The organism is Mesorhizobium sp. P160927, from assembly GCF_057766385.1.
Genome location: NZ_JBYMDW010000001.1, coordinates 5,970,638 through 5,991,655 on the forward strand (window position 1 = coordinate 5,970,638; position 21,018 = coordinate 5,991,655).

Annotated in this window: 19 protein-coding genes; 5 read left to right on the forward strand and 14 right to left on the reverse strand. The window is 63.7% G+C overall.

What is annotated here, in order from left to right:
- Window positions 1–20: 20 nt before the first annotated feature.
- The 5 genes from AC3CB8_RS29250 to cysG form a co-directional block, all read right to left on the reverse strand.
- The gene (locus tag AC3CB8_RS29250; RefSeq protein WP_488377363.1) at window positions 21–554 is read right to left on the reverse strand and encodes a DUF934 domain-containing protein; all 534 of its coding nucleotides are present in this window, start codon (window positions 552–554) and stop codon (window positions 21–23) included.
- Window positions 555–723: 169 nt separating this feature from the next.
- Window positions 724–1,488: a phosphoadenylyl-sulfate reductase gene (locus tag AC3CB8_RS29255; protein ID WP_352566038.1), complete on the reverse strand. Its 765-nt coding sequence runs from the start codon at window positions 1,486–1,488 to the stop codon at window positions 724–726.
- Window positions 1,463–3,133 carry a nitrite/sulfite reductase gene (locus AC3CB8_RS29260; protein WP_352566036.1) on the reverse strand — a complete coding sequence of 557 codons (1,671 nt, stop codon included), beginning with the start codon at window positions 3,131–3,133 and terminating at the stop codon, window positions 1,463–1,465. Before AC3CB8_RS29260 ends, AC3CB8_RS29255 begins: the two co-directional genes overlap by 26 nt.
- Before the next feature lie 45 nt (window positions 3,134–3,178).
- Window positions 3,179–3,472, reverse strand: a complete 294-nt coding sequence (locus AC3CB8_RS29265) for a DUF2849 domain-containing protein (RefSeq protein WP_015315695.1) — start codon at window positions 3,470–3,472, stop codon at window positions 3,179–3,181.
- Entirely contained in the window at window positions 3,469–4,917 is a 1,449-nt protein-coding gene (gene cysG, locus AC3CB8_RS29270) for a siroheme synthase CysG (RefSeq protein WP_352566034.1), read from the reverse strand. Before cysG ends, AC3CB8_RS29265 begins: the two co-directional genes overlap by 4 nt.
- A 379-nt stretch (window positions 4,918–5,296) precedes the next feature.
- Between cysG and AC3CB8_RS29275 the strand changes: the two genes are divergently transcribed.
- Together AC3CB8_RS29275 and AC3CB8_RS29280 are read left to right on the forward strand one after the other, a co-directional pair.
- Complete coding sequence (locus AC3CB8_RS29275; RefSeq protein ID WP_015315693.1) at window positions 5,297–5,746, forward strand: baeRF12 domain-containing protein; 450 nt, start codon at window positions 5,297–5,299, stop codon at window positions 5,744–5,746.
- 224 nt (window positions 5,747–5,970) lie between these two features.
- Window positions 5,971–7,755: a cation:proton antiporter domain-containing protein gene (locus tag AC3CB8_RS29280; RefSeq protein ID WP_352566032.1), complete on the forward strand. Its 1,785-nt coding sequence runs from the start codon at window positions 5,971–5,973 to the stop codon at window positions 7,753–7,755.
- A gap of 96 nt (window positions 7,756–7,851) precedes the next feature.
- Here the strand turns inward: AC3CB8_RS29280 and AC3CB8_RS29285 are convergent, their stop codons facing one another.
- Window positions 7,852–8,604 (reverse strand): SDR family NAD(P)-dependent oxidoreductase, encoded by a 753-nt coding sequence (locus AC3CB8_RS29285; RefSeq protein WP_352566030.1) that lies wholly within the window; start codon window positions 8,602–8,604, stop codon window positions 7,852–7,854.
- Window positions 8,605–8,760: 156 nt separating this feature from the next.
- On the opposite strand from AC3CB8_RS29285, the gene AC3CB8_RS29290 reads away from it, so the two are divergent.
- Window positions 8,761–9,126, forward strand: a complete 366-nt coding sequence (locus AC3CB8_RS29290) for a nuclear transport factor 2 family protein (RefSeq protein WP_023793737.1) — start codon at window positions 8,761–8,763, stop codon at window positions 9,124–9,126.
- 12 nt (window positions 9,127–9,138) lie between these two features.
- Here AC3CB8_RS29290 and AC3CB8_RS29295 read toward each other — a convergent pair whose 3' ends face one another.
- From AC3CB8_RS29295 to AC3CB8_RS29325, 7 genes are all read right to left on the reverse strand, one after another.
- Window positions 9,139–11,412 (reverse strand): transglycosylase domain-containing protein, encoded by a 2,274-nt coding sequence (locus AC3CB8_RS29295; RefSeq protein ID WP_023770644.1) that lies wholly within the window; start codon window positions 11,410–11,412, stop codon window positions 9,139–9,141.
- Window positions 11,413–11,982: 570 nt separating this feature from the next.
- A complete protein-coding gene (locus AC3CB8_RS29300) occupies window positions 11,983–12,897 on the reverse strand; it encodes a hypothetical protein (protein WP_023770645.1) in 915 nt (304 codons plus the stop codon).
- Window positions 12,898–12,925: 28 nt separating this feature from the next.
- Window positions 12,926–13,072 carry a hypothetical protein gene (locus tag AC3CB8_RS29305; protein WP_352566027.1) on the reverse strand — a complete coding sequence of 49 codons (147 nt, stop codon included), beginning with the start codon at window positions 13,070–13,072 and terminating at the stop codon, window positions 12,926–12,928.
- Between the two features lie 25 nt (window positions 13,073–13,097).
- The gene (locus tag AC3CB8_RS29310) at window positions 13,098–13,352 is read right to left on the reverse strand and encodes a GlsB/YeaQ/YmgE family stress response membrane protein (RefSeq protein WP_023770647.1); all 255 of its coding nucleotides are present in this window, start codon (window positions 13,350–13,352) and stop codon (window positions 13,098–13,100) included.
- A 108-nt stretch (window positions 13,353–13,460) separates the two neighbouring features.
- Window positions 13,461–13,664, reverse strand: coding sequence for a hypothetical protein (locus tag AC3CB8_RS29315; protein WP_023770648.1), 204 nt, complete (start codon window positions 13,662–13,664; stop codon window positions 13,461–13,463).
- Between the two features lie 13 nt (window positions 13,665–13,677).
- Entirely contained in the window at window positions 13,678–14,298 is a 621-nt protein-coding gene (locus tag AC3CB8_RS29320) for a ribonuclease D (protein ID WP_031247688.1), read from the reverse strand.
- A 78-nt stretch (window positions 14,299–14,376) separates the two neighbouring features.
- On the reverse strand, window positions 14,377–15,762 hold the full coding sequence (locus AC3CB8_RS29325; RefSeq protein ID WP_435053061.1) for a M20/M25/M40 family metallo-hydrolase: 1,386 nt from the start codon (window positions 15,760–15,762) through the stop codon (window positions 14,377–14,379).
- Window positions 15,763–16,188: 426 nt separating this feature from the next.
- On the opposite strand from AC3CB8_RS29325, the gene polA reads away from it, so the two are divergent.
- Window positions 16,189–19,119: a DNA polymerase I gene (gene polA / locus AC3CB8_RS29330; RefSeq protein ID WP_023781078.1), complete on the forward strand. Its 2,931-nt coding sequence runs from the start codon at window positions 16,189–16,191 to the stop codon at window positions 19,117–19,119.
- A 16-nt stretch (window positions 19,120–19,135) separates the two neighbouring features.
- Here polA and AC3CB8_RS29335 read toward each other — a convergent pair whose 3' ends face one another.
- Window positions 19,136–19,540, reverse strand: a complete 405-nt coding sequence (locus AC3CB8_RS29335) for a Fur family transcriptional regulator (protein WP_015315682.1) — start codon at window positions 19,538–19,540, stop codon at window positions 19,136–19,138.
- A gap of 262 nt (window positions 19,541–19,802) precedes the next feature.
- On the opposite strand from AC3CB8_RS29335, the gene AC3CB8_RS29340 reads away from it, so the two are divergent.
- Window positions 19,803–20,852 carry a caspase family protein gene (locus AC3CB8_RS29340; protein ID WP_023793726.1) on the forward strand — a complete coding sequence of 350 codons (1,050 nt, stop codon included), beginning with the start codon at window positions 19,803–19,805 and terminating at the stop codon, window positions 20,850–20,852.
- The last annotated feature ends 166 nt before the right edge of the window (window positions 20,853–21,018 follow it).

The following is a 21,018-nucleotide window of genomic DNA, read 5'->3' on the forward strand; positions in this document are numbered from 1 at the left end:
CGGCCTTCCTGGAAAAAGCGTCAGCTGTTGCGAAGACGCCGCCAGGAATATTTCGGACCCTTGGTCTCCACTATGGCGGCCGGCTGGTAGTAAAGCCCCAACCCGCCGGTGCGGCCTTCTTCAAGGCGCTTCAAGAGCACTGGATTCGAGATCTCGAATTCATCGAAGCCAAGCCGCAGCATGTGCGGCAACGGGTCGACCAGGACCTGCCCGGTGGCACGCAGCGCGCCCGTGAAGTGATAGCGGCTGCGCAGCAGTTCGCCCTTGGAGAAGGAGCGGCCGTCGCCGAAAGCCGGGAAGGCCAGCGCCACCAGCGACAACTGGTCGAGCAGGTCGGCGATCTTGTCGAGCTGGTCGCCGGGCTGCAGCACGACGCCGAGCCGCTCCTTCGCCGAGCGGCGCACCTCCGGGTCGAGATCGAGGAACGCCTGCAGCGGCAGGATGAATTGGCCATTGCCGGAAAGCGCGTCGGCACTTTCGGCATGGCTCCACTCGTCCTCGCGAAAACCCTCCGGGGTCCAGAGCCGGGTCTCCGGTGTCGTCAGTCCAGTCATCAAAATTCCTAAAATTCGAAGAGCTCGAGCGTGTGTTGAAATTCAGGTCAGGCTGTGTCGAAAACGGCTGCTTGCGAGAACCGGAGCGGAACGTACTTGAAGTCCGTGGGCACCGGAAGCGCAGGAAGCCGCCGTTTGCAGGCCTGCCTCACCTGAATTGCAACATACCCTATAGTGATGCGTCGGTCAGCGACACTTCCAGTCCCGACAGATGGATGCCGCACTCGGTCTTGGCGTGGCCGGCCCAGCGGCCGCTGCGCGCATCCTCGCCCGGCTGCACCGGCTGCGTGCATGGAAAGCAGCCAATCGACAGATAACCATAGGCGACCAGTGGGTTTTCGCGCAGCGCATGCGCGCGCATGTAGTCGGCCTGGTCCGACGTCGTCCAGTGCGCCAGCGGATTGATGCGGATGCGAGGGCCTACCGCCTCGAACACCGGAAGTGCGGCCCGTGTCGAGGCCTGGAAGCGTTTGCGGCCCGTGAACCAGGCGCGGAAGGGTGCGACGCCACGTGCCAGCGGCTCGACCTTGCGCACGTCGCAGCAGGCATCGGTGTTGTTCTGGTGCAGATTGCCGGTCGGGTCGATCCGTTCGAGCGCCGCTTCGTCCGGCTTGATCACCCGGATGTTGGTCAATCCGAAATCGGCGACCAGCGCGTCGCGATAGCCGAGCGTCTCCTCGAAATGCTTGCCGGTATCGAGAAAGATGACCGGCAGCGTACGGTCGATCTTGGCGATCATATGCAGCAGCACCGCCGAATCCGCGCCGAACGAAGACACGGCAGCGATCTCGTCGTGAAACAGATCGTTGGCCGATCGTTCGATGATCTCGATCGGGCCGAGATGACCGTAGAGCGCGTCAAACCCCGCCGCTTTGGCGGCGATGCCGTCATCGACGTCGGCAATATGGTCAAGCGGCCTTGGCTTCGCCAGCATAGAGCGCCTCCTTGAACGGCGCGGAACCGACACGGCGGTAGGCGTCGATGAATTTTTCCTGCGGGTTGAGCCGAAGGCCGAGATAGGTGTCGACGATGTGCTCGATGGCATCGGTGATTTCTTCCGAAGAGAAGCCCCGGCCGATGATCTCGCCGACCGAAGTGTTCTCGTCGGCCGAACCGCCCAATGTCACTTGGTAGAGTTCGGAGCCCTTCTTCTCGACACCGAGGATGCCGATATGGCCGACATGGTGGTGGCCGCAGGCATTGATGCAGCCGGAGATCTTCAGCTTCAATTCGCCGATCTCGCGCTGCCGCTCCAGCGAGGCGAAGCGGCGCGAGATTTGCTGTGCGATCGGTATCGAGCGTGCCGTCGCCAGCGCGCAATAATCGAGGCCCGGGCACGAGATGATGTCCGAGATCAGGTTGGAGTTAGCCGTCGCCAGCCCGATGTCGACCAGCGCGTCATAGACCGCCTTGAGGTCGGCACGCGCCACATGCGGCAGGATCAGGTTCTGCTCGTGGCTGACGCGAAGCTCGTCGAAGGCATATTTCTCGGCAATGTCGGCGACCGCTTCCATCTGGCTGTCGGTCGCATCGCCCGGCACCTCGCCGATACCCTTGAGCGAGATCGTCACCGCCGCGTAGTCGGGGTGGCGGTGCGTCACCACGTTCTGGTCCAGCCAGTCCGAGAAGCCCTTGGAATCCAGCCGCGCCACCTTGACGGCGGCGTCGCCGTCCGGCCGCCCGGTCAGCGCGGGCGGTGCGAAATAAGCCTCGATGGCGCGGATGTCCGCCTCGGGCAGCTTCAGCTCCGCGTCCTTCAATTCCTGCCACTCGGCCTCGACCTGGCGGGTGATTTCCTCGGCGCCGGTCTCGTGGACCAGGATCTTGATGCGCGCCTTGTACTTGTTGTCGCGGCGGCCATGGAGATTGTAAACGCGCAGGATCGCCGTGCAGTAGGAGAGAAGGTCGGCTTCGGGCAAGAAGTCGCGGATCTTCCTCGCCACCATCGGCGTACGGCCCTGACCACCACCGACGTAGACGGCGAAGCCGAGTTCGCCGGCGGCGTTCTTCTTGAGGTGCAGGCCGATATCGTGCGTCTGGATGGCGGCGCGATCGCGCTCGGCTCCCGTCACCGCGATCTTGAACTTGCGCGGCAGGAACGAGAATTCCGGATGCACCGAAGACCACTGCCGCAGGATTTCGGCATAGGGACGCGGATCGGCGACCTCGTCGGCGGCAGCCCCGGCAAAATGGTCGGCGGTGACATTGCGGATGCAGTTGCCGCTGGTCTGGATGGCGTGCATCTCCACGCTGGCCAGGTCCGCCAGGATCGCCGGAATGTCCGACAGCGCCGGCCAGTTGAACTGGATGTTCTGGCGCGTGGTGAAATGGCCGTAGCCCTTATCGTATTTGCGGGCGATGTGGCCGAGCATGCGCAACTGCTTGCCGTTCAGCGTGCCGTAGGGCACCGCGATGCGCAGCATGTAGGCGTGCAGCTGCAGATAGACGCCGTTCATCAGCCGGAGCGGCCGGAACTGGTCCTCGGTAATCTCGCCGGACAGCCGGCGCTCGACCTGGTCGCTGAACTCGGCGACGCGGGCCTGGACAAAATCGTGGTCGAACTCATCGTAACGGTACATGCTTCGTCTTTCAGGGCGCGTCCGCCCGTTCACCTGGTGTCCTGGCTATGCCGCCCGCTCGGCCTGCTTGCCGAGGTCGTTGCGGATGGTCGGGCCGGCGGCGCGGATCTTCTCACGCAGCCGCACCGGCTCGACAACGCCGTCGACGATGTCCGCATCGATCAGATTGACGTCGACCACTTCATTGTCGGCGTGGGCCTTGGCGCCGATCGCCTCCAGCCGATCCTCGGCCGCCTTGTCGTGGGCAAGGTCCGCATGATCCACCGTCTCGGCCCAGCCGCCATCGGCGTACCAGACGGCAATACCGTCGCCGAGGCGATTGGCGGTCAGTATCTTCATGGCTGAACTCCCTCGGCGGCTGCTACGGGCGCGCTCTCGTGCCTGTGTGCCGCGAGCGGCTCGGACCGCTCGAAATTGGCACCGGCGACGGCGTCGCCGATGATGGTCATGACCGGGCCCGACAGATCGGCGCGCGCTTCCAGCGACGGCAAGTCGGCAAGCGTGCCGTGGAAGCGTCGGCGATTGGCCAGACTGGCATTCTCGACCACGGCGACCGCCGTGTCCGGCGACAAGCCCGCCTCGATCAGCCGGCCGGCAACTTCGGCCGCGACCGAGCGGCCCATGTAGACGGCAACGGTAGCGCCGGAAATGGCGAGCTTGGCCCAATCCGGCAGTGAATTTCCCTTGAGATCGTGGCCGGTGGTGAACACCATCGAGGAGGAAACGCCGCGCAGCGTCAACGGCAGTTCGAAATCGGCGGCAGCGGCAAAGGCCGCTGTGACGCCCGGAACCACCTCATAGGCGATGCCGGCGTCACGAAGCGCGGCCATCTCCTCGCCGGCGCGGCCGAACACCAGAGGATCGCCCGATTTCAGCCGCACGACGCGCTTGCCCTTACGGCCGAGATCCACCAGCAACGCATTGATTTCGGCTTGGCTTTTGGTATGGCAGCCCTTGCGCTTTCCCACCGGCAGGCGCTCGGCATCGCGGCGGCCCATGGCGACGACCGCCTCCGGGACCAGCGCGTCATGGACGATGACATCGGCCTCCATCAGCAGACGATGCGCCCGCAGGGTCAGGAGGTCCTCGGCGCCGGGACCGGCGCCCACCAGGGCGATGTGGCCGCGAACGGGCGCGTTGGACAACAGCAGGTCGGTGGCGGCTTCGCGCGCCTGCGAAAATTCGCCGGCCTCGACGGCGCGTGCTGGCGCTCCGCCGAAGAAGTCGCTCCAGAAACGGCGGCGTATACTGCCCCTGGGCAATCTCTCGGCGGCATTGCGGAACGACGCCGCAAGCGCTGCCAGTGACCCGAGCGACGGCGACAGCATGCGGTCGATTCGGCTGCGCAGCATCTGTGCAAGCACGGGGCCCGCGCCTTCGGTACCGATCGCCACGGCGACCGGTGCGCGGTTGACCAGCGCCGGGGTGAAGAAATCACAGAGGTCCGGCCGGTCGACGGCATTGACGGGAATGCCCAGCCGGCGCGCATCGGCGGCGACGCGACGGTCGAGCGCTTCGCCGCCGCTGGCGGCAAACACCATCACGGCGCCTTCGATCTGCGAGGCGTTATACGCGCCGGGCATATAGTTGGCGCCGGACTCGGCGATGAAGGCCAACAGCTCCGGTTCGGCATCCCTAGCGATGATGTGCAGGACCGCGCTCGACTGGGCGATCAGCCGCGCCTTGGCCAAAGCCTCCTCGCCGCCGCCGACAATGGCCACGGCTTCGCCCTCGACCCGCATGAAGACGGGAAAGGAGTTGAGCTTGGTGGTGGCTTGCGACATGACAAAGCAAATCCGGGAACAGGATCGCAGTTTTACGCCCAAGCGTAAAAAAGCAGAAGCAAAGCACTCGCGCATCCGGTGATGGCAGGCAATCGCTTTTTCGCAACCGCGAAGGGCAGGAGAAAAATATTCCATGCCCATGCACCGGGAGCGCCCGAGCTGCTGAAATGCGCCTTGATTTCAGGCACTTTTAGCTGCCGGCGACCTGTCCCACAAAACAGTTTTTTCTAATTGCTACCAATTCAGTAGATTAAAGTCGTGCGGCGGTGATTCGTCTTCAGGGCCTGGCTGCACGGCCACTCGGTCCTCCGTTCGGGTGGAACGTTGACGGGTCAAAATGCGTTCCCGGTATAGCCACCACTCAACAAGGAGCGTTCCCATGAACACGATCAAACTGAAGCATGGCATTTGGGTTTTGGTGGCCGACGGCGAAAAGGCGCTCCTGCTCAAGAACGCCGGCGACACTAAGTTTCCCAACCTTGAAGTCGTGCAGGTGATGGAACAGGAGAACCCGCCCACACGCGAACAGGGAAGCGACAGCCCCGGTCGATACAATGACGGCCCATCCGTGCATCGCAGCGCGGTCGAGGAGACCGACTGGCATCGCATCGGCAAGGAGCGCTTCGCCGAGGAGATTGCCGCCCGCCTCTACAAGCTTGCACATGAGGGTGCATTCGACAGCCTTGTGCTTGTCGCCCCGCCAATGGTGCTCGGCGCGATGCGCAAGAAGCTGCATAAGGAGGTTGGCGACAAGGTGACGGCCGAAATCCCGAAGACCATGACCAACCACGCCATCTTCGAGATCGAGGCGTTGCTGCAGGCAGCCTGACCACGCGCGGCGAAGGGGCCTATCGGGTCGCAGCACGGTTACCACTGAACCCAGGCACTTGACCGGCAGTCACTCAGCCGCCGGTCAAGTTTTTGCCGTCTCGACGTTGATTTCGCGGCTTTGCGGGTTGCATCGCCAACACCCCGTCCACCATATTGCAAACAGGCGGCGGCTTAGGGCGGCGCATATCCAACATCGCTAGCTTAAAAGGCGCTCCATAGACAATGCCGCATGACACGCCCCTTATCGCCACCATCGTCGCCGGTCTGGGGCTGGCATTCGTCTTCGGCGCCCTCGCCAATCGGTTCCGCATTCCGCCACTGGTCGGCTATCTCGTAGCCGGCGTGCTGGTTGGGCCGAACACACCCGGTTTTGTCGCCGACGGTGGCCTTGCCAACGAATTGGCCGAAATCGGCGTCATCCTCCTGATGTTCGGCGTCGGCCTGCATTTTTCGCTGAAGGACCTTCTGTCGGTCCGCGCCATTGCCGTGCCGGGCGCCATTGTCCAGATCGGCTTCGCCACGGCGCTCGGCGCCGGGCTGTCCTGGATGCTCGGCTGGTCGATGGGCGCGGGCCTGGTGTTTGGCCTGGCGCTGTCGGTCGCCTCGACCGTGGTGCTGCTGCGCGCGCTTCAGGAACGCCGCCTGATCGAGACCGAGCGCGGCCGCATCGCCGTCGGCTGGCTGATCGTTGAGGATCTGGCCATGGTGCTGGCGCTGGTGCTGTTGCCGGCACTTGCCGGCGTGCTCGGCGGCCAGGAACAGGCCGATGCCCATTCGAGCGGCCTGCTGTCGCTGCCGGCCATTTATGGCATCTGGGGTGTCGTCGGCATCACGCTGGCGAAGGTCGCCGCCTTCGTCGTCGTCATGCTGGTGGTCGGCCGCAGGGTCATTCCGTGGATCCTGCACTATGTCGCCCATACCGGGTCGCGCGAACTGTTCCGCCTCTCGGTGCTGGCAATAGCGCTCGGCGTCGCCTTCGGCGCGGCAAAACTGTTCGGCGTCTCGCTGGCGCTGGGCGCCTTTTTCGCCGGTATGATCATGAGCGAATCCGAGCTCAGCCACCGCGCCGCGGAAGAATCGCTGCCGCTGCGCGATGCTTTCTCGGTGCTGTTCTTCGTCTCCGTCGGCATGTTGTTCGACCCGTTCAGCCTGTTCAGCAACGGCCTGCCGATCCTGGCGACGCTGGCCATCATCGTCATCGGCAAGTCGCTGGCGGCGTTCGTCATCGTCGTCGCCTTCGGCTATCCGTTGGCCACGGCCTTGATGATTTCGGCCAGCCTCGCCCAGATCGGCGAATTCTCCTTCATCCTGGCCGAACTCGGCGTCGGGCTGAAACTTCTGCCGGAACAGGGACGTGACCTCATCCTGGCCGGTGCCATCCTTTCGATCGTACTCAACCCGCTGATGTTCCTGATCATCGATTGGATGAAGCCGTGGCTCGAGGCCCGCGCCGCCAGGACGGCACCGCCGACGGACGCCAAGCCGGTTGGTCCAGCGACGGAACCGGGCCAAGTCGCCTCGGTCCCCGTAGCGTCCAAAAAGGAAGACGGCCCGCCACCAAGGACGGCGCTCACCGGTCATGCCATCCTGATCGGCTACGGCCGCGTCGGCGGCCTCGTCGGCGCGGCGTTGAAAGATGCAGCACGGCCTTTCCTTGTCATCGAGGACGCCGACAAGACGCTGGCGAGGCTGAAAGCAGACGGCATCGAAACCGTCGCCGGCAACGCCGCCAACACCGAAGTCTTCGCCGCCGCCAATCCCGAAGGCGCCACGCGGCTGATCCTTGCCATCCCCAATGCCTTCGAGGCCGGCCAGATCGTGCTGAGGGCGCGCGCCGCCAATCCCAACATCAACGTCGTCGCCCGCGCCCATTCCGACGCCGAGGTCGAGCATCTCAAGGGGCTCGGCGCCAATACGGTGATCATGGGCGAACGCGAAATCGCGCGTGGCATTGTCGACGAGGTGCTTGGCCACAAGTCGCGTGTCGCTGAACCGTCCGCTGCCTGAGCAGGCGCTGCCCACAGGCGCGTTGATCAAGCCACGAATGAATTGCCAAGGCTGTTGTCACCCCGACCAGATGAGCGGGCCTTGGCTCCCACCAGTTCACACGTGCTGGCCGCCATTGATGTGGATTTCCGAGCCGGTGACATAGGATGCCTGCCCGGAGCACAGGAAGAAGATGATGTCGGCGACTTCCGCCGTGGTGCCCAGGCGCCGCAGTGGGATGGTCTCGACGATCTTTTCCGTGCCCGGCGACAGGATCGCGGTGTCGATCTCGCCTGGCGCGATGGCGTTGACACGGATGCCGTGCGGGCCGAAATCATGCGCCATCTCGCGCGTCAGTGAGCCGAGAGCGGCCTTCGACGTCGCATAGGCGGTGCCGGCGAAGGGATGCACGCGGGTGCCGGCGATCGATGTCACATTGACGATCGAGCCTTTCGCCGCCGCCAATTCCTTGAACAGGCCGCGTGCCAGCATGATCGGCGCGAAGAAATTGACCTGGAACACGTCGCGCCAGACATGCATCGGCGTGTCGATCGAGTTCATGCGGCTGTTGCCATCCTTGAGCTTGGGCGAAATGCCGGCGTTGTTGACCAGCGCGTGCAGGTGGCCGCCATGCGCTTCCAGCCGATGGCGGATTTCCGAGACCGCAATACCGACATCTTCCTGATCGGCGAGGTCGACCTTGATGTGGTCTTCCGGCCCTGCCGGCCACGGGCAATCCTCGGCAAAGGCCTGGCGCGAACAGGTGATGACGCGCCAACCCTCGCGCGAAAAGCGCTTGACCGTGGCATGGCCGATACCGCGGCTGGCGCCGGTCAGCACGATGGTTTTTCTGGTGTCGAGTTCAGCCATGTCGCGGTCTCCGGCCGGAGGTGTAGCCGAACCGTGTCTCGGAGGCGAGAGGCCGAAATGTCACCATGGGCCGACATGAGGAACCTGGACGCCGGCTTGCCGTTGGTTTCGACAATCGCAAGATCTGGGTTCACACCAATCCATCAGGAGAAAGCCATGGCACAGCCAGCTCCCCTCGACATCGCAACGGCCTTCACGAAGGCGTGGACGAGCCACGACCTTGAAAAGGCGGCGTCCTACGTTGCCGACGATGTCGTTTTCGATGGGCCGATGCAGCAATCGACCGGCAAGGAACCTTACTTGAAGGGGCTTACGAAGCTCTCCGAGGACGTGACCGGTGTGCGCATGATCGCCGCGTTCGGGGACGACCACCAGGCGCTGTTGATGTACGACCTGATGACGAAGTCGTCGGGGGCGCTGTCCTGCGCCAAGCATCTCACCGTCAGCGACGGAAAGATCCACAGCGACAAGCTGACCTTTGACAGCAAGAAACTGGGCAGTGCCAAGCCACGGGCGAACTAGCCGCCGCCCGAACTAGCCGCCGCCAAGGATATCCAGGATCGACGTCTGCCGTTTCTTGAGCCGACCGCCGACGCTGCCTGGCGGCACCGGATGTCCGACCGAAGCGGTGGTGCCGTCATCCGCCGGCATATCGAAGCCATCGGCATCGACGGTCTGGGCAGGCCGCGCCGCACGGACCGGCGCTGGCGTCGCCTGTCCCGCGGCCTGCGCGGCCGGCGCCTGCTGGCCGACTGACGCCGGCGGAACCGGTGCCGGCTGGTTGTTGCTGGCCGAGGGAATTTCGTCGGGCACGATGGTGTCGGCCGGAGTCGATTTCCAGGTGCCGGGCAGCGGCCGCACCGGCACGCCCTCATGCGCGGCGACCATGAATTCGTGCCAGGCCTGCGCCGGCAGCGCGCCGCCGGTGACCTTCTTCATCGCCGTGCCGTCATCATTGCCGAACCATACGCCGGTGGTCAGATTGGCGGTATAGCCGACGAACCAGGCGTCGCGCGAATTCTGGCTGGTGCCGGTCTTGCCTGCCGACGGCCAGGCGAAAGCCGCCTTCCTGGCGGTGCCGACCTCGACCGTGCCGGTCATCATCGAATTCATCATGCCGACGATCTCGGGCTTGATCACGCGCGGTGCGCTGCCGCCGGCGCTATCATAGAGCACCTTGCCGTCCGACGTCGTCACGCGGCGGATGAAATGAATGTCCGGCTTGTAGCCGCCATTGGCGAAGGGCACATAGGCCGAAGTCAGCTCCAGTGGCGTCACTTCCGAGGTGCCGAGCGCGATCGAGGTGTTGGCCTGCAGGTCGGACTGGATGCCCATGCGGTGCGCGGCTTCCACCACCGCGTTCGGCCCGACTTCCATGGTCAGCTGCGCGGCAACCGAGTTCAGTGATTTTGCCAGCGCTGTCGCCAAGGTGACCTTGCCAAAGTACTTGCCGCCGTAATTGTCCGGTGTCCAGTTGCCGATCTTGATCGGCGCATCGTTGCGGATGCTGTCAGGCGTGCGGCCGGCCTCAAGTGCCGCCATATAGACAAACGGCTTGAACGCCGAGCCCGGCTGCCGGCGCGCCTCCGAGGCGCGGTCGAACTGGCTGGTCGAATAGTCGTAGCCGCCGACCATGGCCCGTACCGCGCCGGAATCGTCGATCGACACCAGCGCGCCCTGGGTCACGTTGAGCTTCTTGCCGCTGTCGTCGATCAGCCGGCGGATCGATTTTTCGGCGAGCTTCTGCAGGTTCAGGTCCACGGTAGAATCGATGACGATATCGCCGCGCACGTCGCCGATCAGGTCGGGCAATTCTTCCATGATGGTGTCGGCGACATAATTTTCCGAACCGGTCCAGTAGGATGGCGAGCGCGTCGCCGGTGCGCTGAGCGCCGTTTTCAGCTCCTTTTCGCTGATCTTGCCCTCCTCGCGCATGGCCCCGAGCACCAGCTGCGAACGCTCCTCGGCGGCCTTGGGATCGCGCGCCGGCGACAGCCGCGAGGGCGCCTTCAAGAGGCCGGCAAGCAGGGCGGCTTCGGACAGCGTGACGTCGCGCGCGCTCTTGCCGAAATAACGGCGCGAGGCCGCCTCGACGCCATAGGCGCCGGAGCCGAAATAGACCCGGTTGAGGTACATTTCGAGGATCTGGTCCTTGCTGTGCTTGTGCTCGAGCCACAGGGCCAGCAGCACCTCCTGCACTTTACGCTCCAATGTACGGTCCGGCGTCAGGAACAGGTTCTTGGCCAATTGCTGCGTCAGCGTCGAACCGCCTTGCGAGAAATGCCCGCCGATGAGGTTGGTGACCATTGCGCGCGACAGGCCGATCGGATCGACACCGAAATGCGAATAGAAACGGCGGTCCTCGATGGCGATGACTGCCTCGGGGATATAGGGCGACATTTCGTGCAGGCCGACAGCCTCGCCGCCGCTCATGCCGCGATTGGCGAGCAATTGCCCATCGGCCGAGACGATCTTGATGTTGGGCGCACGATCGGGAATCGACCAGGTCGTGGCCGCCGGCATCTTGGCGCCGTAGTAGATGACGACGCCGGCCACCGCGATGCCGCCCCAGATGGCGAGCACGAAGCACCAGTAGAACAGCCGGCCGAGCACGCCGAACAGCCCGCGCCCGCCTCCGCCGCGCTTCCCCCGCGACGATTTCGCCTTGGATGATTTGCGTTTGGCGGAGGCTTTGCTGTTGCTCGGCACGACGCGGTCCTCCTCGCTCACCGAAAGACCCGTCTGGGATCTCGCTCGCGGCGGTCCCTCGAAGCTGGGCTCGATGCGACTGTCTCTGCGGTTCGCCATGCGCTGCGCTTGATGTCCCCGGTGCCAATGGCGCTCGGGTTGAAGAGTAGATGCGGCGATTTAAGGGCGGGTTAAGCAGGCCTTCGGCCAAACCTCTGAATTCCGTTAGGAATTTGTTAATCCTCTTCTCTCCGACACCGTCGGTTCGCCACCAGGGAAACGGCCGGTGCCTAAAAGCGCGCCGAGCCTGGCTCGATCCCCGAGCTTGCCGTTCCGACAATCGACGCCAGCGGATAGAAGGCCAGCGCCTACCTCGCAGGTGACCGCAACGACACTGTTCGATCGGTCGATGTCGAGGCCCTTCGGGCCGCCTTCCTCGACACTGGCCCGCCCCCCCAGAAAGGTCTCCTCGTCGCGTACACCGATTGAACGCGCCGGGTCGCGACGCCCGTTGCTCCTCGATCGCCAGCGACCAAACAGTGTGTGCCGCTTTCGGCCGTCGAGACAGTCGACCGCTTGCAGGGCGAGCCGCCAGGTCTGCACGTGCAGCGAGTTGGCCGCGATCTGGATCGGCTGGCTCGCGTTTGTCGATCAAAGGCCATTTGGAGCCGACGCGACATGGCGAACCTTTTAGATCGGCTCGAACTTCACATCCAACTGGTCAGGACCCGCAGCCTGCCGCAACAAGGCGATGAGTTGTTCGCGCCTGTCGACCGGCTGCCTTCGCCAGTTCGAGGCATTGGTAACATGCAGCCAGCCGTCGACCGACATGAAGAAATCCTCGTGCTCGTCATCGCCCTCGCCGCAGCGCAGCAACTTGTTCTCGGTAAATCTGACCAGCGCATGGTCGATCGTGCGGTAGAGCAGCGGCCAGTTGCCGCCACCCGAGTCCATACGGAATTTGTAGCTCGGCGCGAAATCCAGCCGCTGTCGCAACAGGCTTCCGTCGAAAAAACAGAAGGCGGGCCACAAGAACCAGCCGCCCGGCGTCGGCGTGTCGCGGCGGACACTGCCGTAAATGGTCTTGCCCTTCAGCCGGTCGTGGATTGAAAACGGTTCCGTCGGAAAGATGTCATGGTCGATGAAGCCGAAGACCTTCGGGGCCAAGCCGGTCATGAAATTGCGCACGATCCAGTTGAGCGCCTGGCCGTGCGATCTGCTGACCGTCAGCCTGTTCCTCGGCAACGCTACATAGGGGACGTGCTGGCGCTGGCAGAGGTCGCGGATGGCTTCCCTCGCCTCCTCCTTCTTGCTGTTGTCGAAGACGACATAGCTCTCGTGCTCGGCCAGGTGTCGGCGCACGAGGTGGATCTGCCATGCGATCACATCAGGCCGGTTGAAGGCAACAGTGGCCACGACCGCGTCACGGAACGATTGCTGTCGTCCCTGCAATTCGCTGATCGGCGCGGATGTCCTCAGGAAGCGAAAAGTCCGCCAGTAATAGCGCAGCAACGCCTCGCGTCGTGGCGGCCGGTTCAACCTCTCCCATTCCGCCACGGTGATCCTGGGCCGCTCTCCGCTCTGCCATGCGTCGGAAGCCTCCATGTCACGCTCCTGGATCCGCCCGGCGGGTTCAGTTCTGCTGGATTGAAATGCCCTTGTCGTCGATCCTGAGTTCGACGCCTTTCGGCCTGGCCTGCTCGCGGTAGACGTAGACGCCCAGTGCGATGATCACGATGATGAGCACGCCAATGAGGAGATAGAGCGTGTTCTGCTTCATGGCGCGCCTTCTGTCATGCCGAGCCTCAGGCTCGTTTCAGGACCCTGACCAGAACCAAAAGGATGATGGCGCCGATCGTGGCATGGATTATGGAGGCGATGATGCCACCGCCGATCGACAAGCCGATGCGCGGAAACAGCCAGCCAGCGATGAAGGCGCCGATAATGCCGACGATGATGTTGCCGATCAGGCCGAAGCCGAAACCCGAAACGATGAGACCGGCGAGCCAGCCGGCGATGGCACCGATGAGGATGAAGACGAGAAGGCTTTCGACACCCATGGCGGGTTTCTCCGTGCAAGAGGGCGGGTGCGGAGCGGAAGGCTCCGAATCGGCCCGGATATCAACGACTTCAGGCTAGTCGAAAGCACCCCGTCCCACCAGCGGCGCTCACTGGTCGTCGTCGTCGCTGGCAGCGGGCCGCCAGCTGGTCGGCTCGACCTTCTTCTGCGTATGACTGTCGGTGTAGACCCACCAGCCGCCGTCGCGGTATTGCGCTATGGATTCATTGAGGACGCCGTCGCTGTCCTTCCAGGTGACGGTGACCTTTGAGCCGTCGGTCGGCGCGGTCGATATCGGCTTTCTGTCCGCCATCTCATCCCTTTTCTCAGCTGTGAGCGAAGATATCCTCTTCGTCCCAGCCCATCAGGTCAAGCTTGGCCCGCGTCGGCAGGAAGCGGAAACAGGCGTCCGCCTCCTTAGTGCGGCCCTCGCGCGCCAGCCGTCCCGCCAGCGCATCGCGCAAACGATGCAGATAGAGCACATCGGAGGCGGCGTATTCGAGCTGTTCGGGCGACAGCGTTTCGGCCGCCCAATCCGACGATTGCTGCGCCTTGGACAGGCCGACGCCGAGAAGCTCGAAACAGATGTCCTTCAGCCCGTGCCGGTCGGTATAGGTGCGCGTCAGCCGCGAGGCGATCTTGGTGCAGAACACCGGCTCGGCCATCACGCCAAACGCGTGGTAGAGCACGGCGAGGTCGAAGCGACCGTAGTGGAACAGCTTGGTCACCCTGTCGTTTGCCAGCAGCTTGACCAGGTTCGATGCCTCCTTCTGGCCCGGCGCGATCTGGATGACATCGGCGCTGCCGTCGCCAGGCGAGATCTGCACCACGCAGAGCCGGTCTCGGTGCGGTTTGAGGCCAAGCGTTTCCGTATCGATCGCCACCGCCGCGACATCGTAGTGCGAAAGGTCGGGCAGATCGTTTTTATGGAAGCGGATATCGCTCATCGTTTTCTCCGGGTCGCGGCGTTACCCGTCCTCGCCGCGATCCGGTGAAAAATCAACAAGAAAACGTGTTTTCCGCGCTCAGCGTGTCAGCGCATCCAGAATGCGCGCCCAGGAGCGCTGGCCCTTGTGGAAGGAGCTGAGCTCGTATTTCTCGTTGGGCGAGTGGATGCGGTCGTCATCGAGGCCGAACCCGACCAGCAGCGATTCCATGCCGAGATAGGTCTGGAAGTCGCCCACGACCGGAATGGAGCCGCCGCTGCCGGTCGTCACCGCGGGCTTTGGCCATTCGTCGGAAAGCGCTGTCTTGGCCTTGGCCAGGAAGGGCGAGTCGTAAGAAAGCTGGATTGCCGGTGAGCCGCCATGAGCGTGGAATTCGACCGTACAATCGGCTGGGATGCGTTCCTTGACGAATTTCTGGAAGGCCGCGCGGATCTTGGCCGGATCCTGCTTATGGACAAGGCGGAACGAGACCTTTGCCGAGGCTTCCGCCGCGATGACGGTCTTGAAACCCTTGCCGGTGTAGCCACCGATGATGCCGTTGAATTCGGCGGTGGGTCGCGCCCAGGTCAGTTCCAGCACCGAGCGGCCTTTTTCGCCCGATGGGATCGACAAGCCGACAGGGCCGAGGAAGGTCTCGGCCGTCTCGCCCAGCGTCTCCCATGATTTCAGCACCTGCGAGGGGGTTTCCTCGACGCCGTCATAGAAGCCCGGGATGGTGATATGGCCGTCCTTGTCGTGGATGTCGGCCAGCACCTTGGCCAGGATGCGGATCGGGTTGGCGGCAGCCCCGCCATACAGGCCCGAATGCAGGTCGCGGTCGGCGGCCTTAACCGTGATCTCCTCGCCGACCAGACCGCGTAGCCCGACGCAGATCGACGGCGTGTCGCGGTCCCACATGCTGGTATCGCAGACCAGCGCGAAGTCAGCCTTGAGCTCCTCGGCATTGGCCTCGAGGAACGGCTTCAGCGAGGGCGAGCCGGATTCCTCCTCGCCTTCGAACAGGATGGTGACCCGGCACGGCAGGCTGCCGTGCACCTGTTTCCAGGCACGGCATGCCTCGACAAAGGTCATCAGCTGACCCTTGTCGTCGGCCGAGCCGCGCCCGGTGATGATCTTGTGACCAGGTCCGACCTCCTTGATCGCGGGGGCGAAGGGGTCGTTTTCCCACAGTTCGATCGGGTCGACCGGCTGCACGTCGTAATGGCCGTAGAACAGCACATGCGGCGCCCCAGCCGGCCCATCATGATGCGCAACCACCATTGGGTGGCCCGGCGTGTCGCGCACGCTGGCGTCGAAGCCGATCAGTTTGAGTTCCGCCACCAGCCATTCCGCCGCCTTGCGGCAGTCGGCGGCGTAGGCTGGATCGGTGGAGATCGACTTGATCCCGAGCAGGCCGAAGAGCCGCTCCAGGCTCTGGTCGAGATTCTTGTCGAGACGGTAGAGGACGGGGGAGACTGCGGACATTTGCATAGCCTTTCGATTCAGTGCCGGAACCGTAAAGGCAGAGCGGCGAAACGAAAAGCCCGGGGCGATTGGACCACGACCCGGATGGCCGCCGCGGGCAAAAAAATGCCGCCGTGGTGGAGGGGGAACCACGGCGGCCTTTTACTCGAAACGATGCGGCAGCCCGGAGAGGGGGGATAGGCTGCCGCAATTGTCCGGTATAGGCGGGGGACGGGCCTTGCTCCGGACTTCGGCGAAAACTGCCGATGACGTCTATTTGGGTCTGTGAACGTGGCGATTCAAGGGCGTCAACGTTACACTTTTGTAACGTCCCCGTGAGCGGGCCTGTATGCCTCCGATCCGTCCGGGTCACGATCTGTCAGGGTGTTGTATCTGGCGATGTCTTTGGCATGGACCAAGCCATCGCGCCGCGCTATCCCTGCCGGCATGAAAAAAGGCGATCATCTCTTTCTCATCGACGGCTCCGGCTACATCTTCCGCGCCTATCACGCGCTGCCGCCGCTGACCCGCAAGTCGGACGGCCTGCCGGTCGGTGCCGTTTCCGGCTTCTGCAACATGCTGTGGAAGCTGATGCAGGATGCCCGCAACACCGATGTGGGCATAGTGCCGACGCATTTCGCCGTCATCTTCGACTATTCCTCGAAAACCTTCCGCAACGATCTTTATCCCGAATACAAGGCCAACCGTTCGGCGCCGCCCGAGGATCTGATCCCGCAGTTCGGCCTGATCCGCCAGGCAACTAGGGCGTTCAACCTGCCTTGCGTCGAGATGGAAGGCTTCGAGGCCGACGATCTCATCGCCACCTATTGCCGGCTGGCCTGCGAGGCCGGCGGCGACACCACCATCATCTCCTCCGACAAGGACCTGATGCAGCTGGTTGGCGAAACCGTCGGCATGTACGACCCGATGAAGGATCGCCAGATCGGCATTCCGGAAGTCGTCGAGAAATGGGGCGTGCCCCCGGAAAAGATGATCGACCTGCAGGCGCTGACGGGCGACTCCGTCGACAATGTGCCTGGCGTGCCGGGCATTGGGCCAAAGACCGCGGCGCAATTGCTCGAGCAGTTCGGCGACCTCGACGAATTGCTCGCCCGCGCCGGCGAGATCAAGCAGGAGAAAAGGCGGGAATCGATCATCGCCAACGCCGACAAGGCGCGCATCTCGCGCCAGTTGGTGACGCTGAAGAACGATGTGCCGGTGGCGGAAGGATTGGACGATTTCGTCCTGCATGCCCCCGACGGACCGAAGCTGATTGGCTTCCTCAAGACCATGGAATTCACCTCGCTGACGCGCCGTGTGGCGGAAGCGACAGGCACCGAGGCCGGCGACGTCCAGGCCATCGCGGTGCCCGTCGAACGCGCCGATAACGCACATGGCCCCGATGTCGGCGCCGGAACACCGCCCGTTGCCCGGGCTGCTGAAATCGAGACGACGGAGACGCCAAAACAAGGCGACACCCCTTCCCTCCTGGCCGCATTGCGGCTGGAGAGAGCGGCGACCGCCAAGATCGATACCTCGGCCTATGAGGGCATCCGCGATATCGCGACGCTGAAAGCCTGGGTCGCCGAGGCGCGGGAGGCCGGTATCGCTGCCTTCGACGTCAGGGCCACCTCGACCGATCCGATGCAGGCCGAACTGATCGGTTTGGCCATGGCCACAGCGCCCGGCCGCGCCGGCTATATTCCCTTCGCCCACAAGAGCGGCAATGGCGACCTGCTTGGCGGCGGCACGCTCGAAAACCAGATTCCGCTTCGCGAGGCTCTGGCGGTCCTCAAACCCCTGTTCGAGGACAGGTCGGTGCTGAAGATCGCGCAGAACCTGAAATATGATCTGGTCATCATGAGCCGCTACGGCATCGATGTCGCGCCGTTCGATGACACCATGCTGATCTCCTACGTGCTCGACGCCGGCACGCCGCACGGCCACGGCATGGATGCCCTTGCCGACAAATGGCTTGGCCATAAACCCCTTCAACTCAAGGACGTGACTGGCTCCGGGAAGAGCTCTGTCGGTTTTGACCAGGTCGACATCGACAGGGCGACCGCTCACGCCGCCGAGGATGCCGACGTGACGTTGCGGCTGTGGCTGGTGCTGAAGCCCCGGCTTGCAGCCAAGGGCCTGGTCTCGGTCTATGAACGCCTGGAGCGGCCCCTGGTGCCGGTGCTGGCGCGCATGGAACAGCGCGGCATTTCGGTCGATCGGCAGATCCTGTCGCGGCTGTCGGGGGAACTGGCGCAAGGTGCGGCCCGGCTCGAGGAGGAAATCTACCTGCTCATCGGCGAGCGCATCAACATCGGCTCGCCCAAGCAGCTCGGCGACATATTGTTCGGCCGCATGGGCCTGCCCGGCGGCTCCAAGACCAAGACCGGCCAGTGGTCGACCTCGGCGCAGCTGCTCGAAGACCTTGCCGCGGAAGGGCACGAACTGCCGCGCAAGATCGTCGATTGGCGCCAGCTGACCAAACTGAAATCGACCTACACCGATGCCCTGCCCGGCTTCGTCAATCCCGACACGAAACGCGTCCACACCTCCTACGCGCTCGCCGCGACGACGACGGGCCGTCTGTCGTCTTCCGACCCGAACCTGCAGAACATCCCGGTGCGCACGGCTGAAGGCCGCAAGATCCGGACCGCCTTCATCACCGACAAGAGCCTCCGGCTGGTGTCAGCCGACTACAGCCAGATCGAACTGCGCGTGCTCGCCCATGTCGCCGAAATCCCGCAGTTGCGGCAGGCCTTTGCGGATGGCGCCGACATCCACGCCATCACAGCGTCGGAAATGTTCAACGTGCCGGTGGAGGGTATGCCTTCGGAAGTGCGCCGCCGCGCCAAGGCTATCAATTTCGGCATCATCTATGGCATCTCGGCTTTCGGTCTCGCCAACCAGCTGTCGATCCCGCGCGAAGAGGCGAGCGCCTACATCAAGAAATACTTCGAGCGCTTTCCCGGCATCCGCGATTATATCGAGGAGACCAAGGCCTATGCCCGCGAGCACGGCTTCGTCGAAACGATCTTCGGCCGCCGCATCCACTATCCCGACATCAGGTCGTCGAACCCTTCTCTGCGCGCCTTCAACGAGCGCGCCTCGATCAACGCCCGCCTGCAAGGCACCGCCGCCGACATCATCCGCCGTGCCATGATCCGCATGGAGGAAGCCTTGGACAAGGCCAAGCTGTCGGCCCGCATGCTCCTGCAGGTGCATGACGAACTTATCTTCGAAACGGTGGAAGTGGAAGTCGAGGCGACGATCCCCGTCGTGCGCCATGTCATGGAAAACGCGGCGATGCCGGCGGTTTCGATGTCGGTGCCGCTGCATGTCGACGCGCGGGCCGCCAACAACTGGGACGAGGCACACTAACGCGCTAGCGAGGCCCTCAGGCCGCTTGCGCCAAACATTTCGCGCAGGTCCCGCGAAATTCGATCACCGCCTTCTTGGCGGCGAAGCCGGTCGAGTTGACCCATTCGTTCAGCCGGTGGTCGACGTCGTGATCGGACATTTCGGTCACCTGCCCGCAAGTATCGCAGATGGCGAAGGCCGTCATCGAGTGGCTATGGTCGTGCGGCTCGGCGCAGGCGACGAAGGAATTGATGCTTTCCAGCCGGTGCACGAAGCCTGATTTCACCAGTGTGTCGAGCGCGCGATAGACCTGCAATGGTGCGCGAAAACCGCGCTCGCGAAGCTGATCGAGCAAGGTGTAGGCGCTGAGCGGGCCGCTGGCGATCTCGAGTTTCTCGAGCACGCACAACTGGTTTTTCGTCAGCACATCCCTTGCCGCCATGGTCCTGTTCCACTTGTCCTGCGCTGTTGGCGGGCTGTCTGCGCGTGCAAACGACCCGATCCCATTCAGATAGCGACGAACCGCCTTCTTTGCTACTCTTCTGTTGTTGTCCCGGACCGATCGATGACGTGCCGGCACATTGGTGATCGCAGGCTTGATGAGCGGGCGACATTCAAAATACTGATAAAATCCTCGACATGGATGGCTTCGCCTGGGAAATTCGATCGGGCTTGGGAAATTCGATCGGGCTTGGGGAAGCAACATGATCAAATTGACACGCCGGACGCTGCTTGTCGGCACGTCCGCGCTGATGGCCGCCGGCACGGTTTCGTCCCGGGCGTTGGCCGCATCGCGCACCTACCATGCGCTGCTGGTCGCCTGCACCGAATATCCGGCCCTGCCGCGGAGGAACTGGCTGATCGGGCCGAAGAACGATGCCGGCCTGGTCCACGAGTACCTGCTGAAGAACGTGCCCGATCCGGTACGTTTCGCGCCGGAGAACGTCACGCTCCTGGCCAAGGACGTGCCCGGCGCCAACGGCTTGCCGACCCATGCCGCGATCAAGACGGCACTGGCCGACCTTGCGGTCAAGGTTCAGCGCGACGACTTCGTCTACCTGCATTTGTCCGGCCACGGCGCGCAGCAGCCGGAAATGGTCAAGGGCGACGAAACCGAGGGTCTCGACGAGATCTTCCTGCCCGTCGACATTGAAAAATGGATCAACCGCGATGCCGGCGTACCGAACGCACTGGTCGACAATGAGATCGGCGAAGCGCTCGATGCCATCCGCGACAAGGGCGCCTTCGTCTGGGCGGTGTTCGACTGCTGCCATTCCGGCACCGCGACCCGCGCGGTGGAGGTCGACGACGAGTTGGATCGCAAGGTCGAATTCGCCGACCTGGTCGGTGGCGACGAGGCCGCCAGGGCGGCGGCCATCAAGACCTATGGGGACACCGTCGCGAGCGCCTCGCGCGGCATCGACGGGAACGGCCAACGCAAGCCCGCCTTCAACCTGACGCCGACCAGCGGCGAACCGGTCACCAAGGGCAAGCTGGTCGCCTTTTATGCCGCGCAGACGGTGGAGACGACGCCGGAGATGCCACTCCCCAAGCGCACGGCCGATGCGCCGCGCTTCGGCCTGTTCACCTTCACCATCCTGTCGAAGCTCGCTGAAAACCCAGACGTCACTTACCGGCAGCTTGGCCAGGCCGTGCTGCAGCAATATTCGGCCGACAGCCGCACCCGACCGACGCCGCTGTTCGAAGGCGAACTCGACGCGCGCGTCTCGGCACCGACAAGACGGACGCGGTGATGCAGTGGCCCATTGTCGTCAGGGACGGCGAGGCGTCGATCGGCGCCGGCCTGCTGCATCGTCTTGCCCCAGGCAGCAAGCTTGCCATCCTGCCGTCGGCGCTGTCGTCGCTGTCCGACGCGGTCGGCTATCTCGAAGTGGAATCGGCGAAGAACCTGGAGAGCCG

Coding starts and splice junctions, on each gene's coding strand:
- AC3CB8_RS29275 (WP_015315693.1), top strand. CDS start 5,297: ATGAACACGATCAAACTGAAGCATGGCATTTGGGTTTTGGTGGCCGAC.
- AC3CB8_RS29335 (WP_015315682.1), bottom strand. CDS start 19,540: ATGGCGGCAAGGGATGTGCTGACGAAAAACCAGTTGTGCGTGCTCGAG.
- AC3CB8_RS29260 (WP_352566036.1), bottom strand. CDS start 3,133: ATGTACCGTTACGATGAGTTCGACCACGATTTTGTCCAGGCCCGCGTC.
- AC3CB8_RS29320 (WP_031247688.1), bottom strand. CDS start 14,298: ATGAGCGATATCCGCTTCCATAAAAACGATCTGCCCGACCTTTCGCAC.
- AC3CB8_RS29300 (WP_023770645.1), bottom strand. CDS start 12,897: ATGGAGGCTTCCGACGCATGGCAGAGCGGAGAGCGGCCCAGGATCACC.
- AC3CB8_RS29305 (WP_352566027.1), bottom strand. CDS start 13,072: ATGAAGCAGAACACGCTCTATCTCCTCATTGGCGTGCTCATCATCGTG.
- AC3CB8_RS29265 (WP_015315695.1), bottom strand. CDS start 3,472: ATGAAGATACTGACCGCCAATCGCCTCGGCGACGGTATTGCCGTCTGG.
- AC3CB8_RS29295 (WP_023770644.1), bottom strand. CDS start 11,412: ATGGCGAACCGCAGAGACAGTCGCATCGAGCCCAGCTTCGAGGGACCG.
- AC3CB8_RS29290 (WP_023793737.1), top strand. CDS start 8,761: ATGGCACAGCCAGCTCCCCTCGACATCGCAACGGCCTTCACGAAGGCG.
- AC3CB8_RS29315 (WP_023770648.1), bottom strand. CDS start 13,664: ATGGCGGACAGAAAGCCGATATCGACCGCGCCGACCGACGGCTCAAAG.
- AC3CB8_RS29325 (WP_435053061.1), bottom strand. CDS start 15,762: ATGTCCGCAGTCTCCCCCGTCCTCTACCGTCTCGACAAGAATCTCGAC.
- AC3CB8_RS29255 (WP_352566038.1), bottom strand. CDS start 1,488: ATGCTGGCGAAGCCAAGGCCGCTTGACCATATTGCCGACGTCGATGAC.
- AC3CB8_RS29250 (WP_488377363.1), bottom strand. CDS start 554: ATGACTGGACTGACGACACCGGAGACCCGGCTCTGGACCCCGGAGGGT.
- AC3CB8_RS29310 (WP_023770647.1), bottom strand. CDS start 13,352: ATGGGTGTCGAAAGCCTTCTCGTCTTCATCCTCATCGGTGCCATCGCC.
- AC3CB8_RS29285 (WP_352566030.1), bottom strand. CDS start 8,604: ATGGCTGAACTCGACACCAGAAAAACCATCGTGCTGACCGGCGCCAGC.
- polA (WP_023781078.1), top strand. CDS start 16,189: ATGAAAAAAGGCGATCATCTCTTTCTCATCGACGGCTCCGGCTACATC.
- AC3CB8_RS29280 (WP_352566032.1), top strand. CDS start 5,971: ATGCCGCATGACACGCCCCTTATCGCCACCATCGTCGCCGGTCTGGGG.
- cysG (WP_352566034.1), bottom strand. CDS start 4,917: ATGTCGCAAGCCACCACCAAGCTCAACTCCTTTCCCGTCTTCATGCGG.
- AC3CB8_RS29340 (WP_023793726.1), top strand. CDS start 19,803: ATGATCAAATTGACACGCCGGACGCTGCTTGTCGGCACGTCCGCGCTG.